The organism is Calothrix sp. UHCC 0171 (assembly GCF_034931845.1).
Taxonomy (GTDB): domain Bacteria; phylum Cyanobacteriota; class Cyanobacteriia; order Cyanobacteriales; family Nostocaceae; genus Brunnivagina.
Genome location: NZ_JAYGHN010000101.1, coordinates 1 through 2,929 on the forward strand (window position 1 = coordinate 1; position 2,929 = coordinate 2,929).

At 37.2% G+C, this 2,929-nt stretch carries 4 protein-coding genes; all 4 read left to right on the top strand.

The window, feature by feature from the left end:
- Positions 1–117 precede the first annotated feature (117 nt).
- On the top strand, positions 118–564 hold the full coding sequence (locus tag VB733_RS27445) for a hypothetical protein (RefSeq protein WP_323343205.1): 447 nt from the start codon (positions 118–120) through the stop codon (positions 562–564).
- A gap of 5 nt (positions 565–569) precedes the next feature.
- Positions 570–1,304 carry a mobilization protein MobD-like protein gene (locus tag VB733_RS27450; protein WP_323343206.1) on the top strand — a complete coding sequence of 245 codons (735 nt, stop codon included), beginning with the start codon at positions 570–572 and terminating at the stop codon, positions 1,302–1,304.
- Between the two features lie 22 nt (positions 1,305–1,326).
- Positions 1,327–2,280: a hypothetical protein gene (locus VB733_RS27455; RefSeq protein ID WP_323343207.1), complete on the top strand. Its 954-nt coding sequence runs from the start codon at positions 1,327–1,329 to the stop codon at positions 2,278–2,280.
- The coding region (locus VB733_RS27460; RefSeq protein ID WP_323343208.1) for a DUF6753 family protein at positions 2,270–2,929 on the top strand (660 nt) is incomplete at its 3' end. The genes VB733_RS27455 and VB733_RS27460, both read left to right, overlap by 11 nt.

The window sequence follows — 2,929 nt, forward strand, 5'->3', positions numbered from 1 at the left end:
TCGAGATTCCATCAACTTTGAATGAGCAATGGTTGGGTCGTCGATTGGCTGATGTATGGGCATTATCTGTGTATCACGGAATCAAAGTTAGAGCCAGTACCAAAGAGGTGATAGCCAATGGTTAAAAGGAAAGACTTTCGATGGCGCTACGAACCACCAATTAACTCAAATAAGGCGAAATTACTTAGTTATATTCAGAACCAGAGTTTGCATCCATTTGAAGAGAAAACCGCGATGATAATGACTGCTCTGACTGCTTATTACATGCCTTTGGCGCTATACAACGACGGTAACTGTTCGCGTGAAAACCTGGAGTTGATATTTCTAGATGGGGTGAGTGCGATCGCAAAACATCTTCAATATGTATGCATCACCATCAAAATTGACCCCGCAATTATTGGTCAGATATTTTGTCCCACATTCGAGCGATCGCAGACGGAAACTCCATCGTCCATTGAGAATCGATCACAAACAATTGATATTGAGGAAGAAATAGATAGCAGTGACCTCAATATGTGGAATTTGGTAGGAATTACGACCGATAGCGAAACATTTTCAGATTAAGAAATATGGCAAGAATACATTTAATTGATGGGGAAAAAGGTGGTGTGGGTAAATCGTTATTTGCTCGTGTGATGATGCAGTATGCGATCGATAAAAAACTCGAACATGCTTTGGTTGATGCGGATGTGACAAATCAGGATGTAAAACGGTTTTATGATTATGCGATCGATGCCGAATTTAGCGAAGCTGTAAATAAGGGAGATAGGGCAGACATTATTTTTGAATTAGCGCGAAAAACACCTGTTATTGTCAATCTTCCTGCCAACGTCTTCCCAAAAGTAAATAATTGGATAAAGAATGGCAAATTACTGGAAGTAGCAGATAAATATGGTGTAGATATTTGCAAGTGGTTTGTTTGTGATGGAGGTTTTGAATCAATAGATTTGTTTTACCAATCCATACATTTATATCAAGATAAAATGCTGCACGTTTTTGTTAGGAATTTAGGGAAAACAGATGACTGGAGCTTTTTAGAAAGTTATGCTAATTATCAAGGGATAAATAAGAAATATAAAAGTACATTAAAAATTATTGATTTTCCATTGCTATATCCAGGTGATAGGTATTTTATCGACTCGAATAAATACAGGTTTGATGCATCAGAAATATTAGACAAGATGCCGATAATGTCCCAGCAACGATTATCTACTTTTTTAGAGGAATCGTACCTAGCAATCGAAAATACTCAGCTTTGGTCGAAAGATAAACAGCCAAAGAAAAAAGAAGTTGTCAAATCATAAATAGCCCTGTCGGAACAGTTTTATGAAATATCAACTTAAATCTCTGTATTCAAGCGATCGAGCATTTAATGGTGATGTAATTGCTGACGATGAAGAAAAATATATGGGTCGATTATATATTCTGGTAACGGAAGACAGTCAACTACTCAATGTCGGAATTAAAAAAGAATGGTTTCTTGCCCATGCATCTCTTGATTCCTTGATTTGCGGACATATCAATATCGATGGTGAGTGGAGTTTATCGCCATATCGAAGTTTAGAGCCGAGTTTGACATATTGCGTAGCCTCTTGGCTTGTCGTCAGACATCGCAACCAAATCTTTGACCAAGTTTTTAGTTCGGAGTTTGTCTGTGAAATAGCTCATTTACGACAGGAGGAAATTATCAATATTTCTGAAATAATTAAAAGCTCTGACGATTCTAATAACGGTCAAGATGATAATACAAATTCTTCTTCTGAAATCCGTACTAATAAAATAATCGGAAATATCACTATTAATCCCGATAATCTTAATTTATTGAAGGATTTAATTTTGCATTCTCCTCTAGATGAGTTAGTTGTCGAAGAACAAGAAGACAGAATAGACGAATTACAACGAGAAACAGCATCCAAATTAGACGAAGGTAAATTAGTATTTCTCCAAATTGATTTAATCGAGAAAATTGAAGACGAGTACAAACAACACCTAAAGACAGAATTTATTTTTGTCCCTTTTGGCAATGTCACGGTGCATGAAGAGGATAATTATTTCGTACTATCAGATTCGGAAGATGGACATAATATTTTTATTGCAACTTTTGACGATGAAATTATTCAAGGTTTGAGCGAACATGATGCCATTCAAGTAGAAGTAATTATTAACCAAATTGATAGAGAAGGCGATCGCACGATTCAAAGTATTGCTCAACAAGAAAAGGAAGTCGATCAGGAAAATCAAACCGTTCAACCGCAACCAGGAATGGAATATGGTACATAGTTTGCGACAAGCCAAAAATGAAAGCTATTTGAATCGTTTATTGGAAGGGAAAGATGCGGATTTTCAAAGACGAGTTTTAGCGATCGCAGTCGAACACGGACTATCTACCAGCGACCCTTTGTTTTTGATGATGTTAGCGACGGGACAATTGCAAGTATTACTGGAAGATAAACCCAACGAGTTAGATAATCTGTTTAAACGCTGGTCAGAATCGATTTATGACCATTTAGAAAAAGCAAAGCGCACTGCTGTCGCTGGTCAAGAAGTGGAAATTCGCAAAATGGTTGATCGATTAATTGCACATAGCGAATCCAAAGAGCGAAGTCGTCTCAGAATAATGTTACCCGCAATGGGGTTATTGTTAGCAGCGACTGGATTTGGTGTTTTGACAGGGGTATCGCTTCCTGTTTTTTTAGATGGAGGATATGCATCGGGAAAACCCAAATCGCTAACAGTAAAAGAAGTAGAAAATTTGCGCTGGCTAAAAAGTACAACCGGTCAATTAGCAAGAAATATCATTACTTGGAATTCCGAAAGTTTGAGCAATTTAAACTGTACCAATAATTCCGAACAAAGGGCTGTAGTTAGGATTGAAAAAGGTGAAAGTCTTGCTCGTAAAAGGGATTATTGTTTGCTGCGAGTTAAACCT

Coding starts and splice junctions, on each gene's coding strand:
- VB733_RS27450 (WP_323343206.1), top strand. CDS start 570: ATGGCAAGAATACATTTAATTGATGGGGAAAAAGGTGGTGTGGGTAAA.
- VB733_RS27445 (WP_323343205.1), top strand. CDS start 118: ATGGTTAAAAGGAAAGACTTTCGATGGCGCTACGAACCACCAATTAAC.
- VB733_RS27455 (WP_323343207.1), top strand. CDS start 1,327: ATGAAATATCAACTTAAATCTCTGTATTCAAGCGATCGAGCATTTAAT.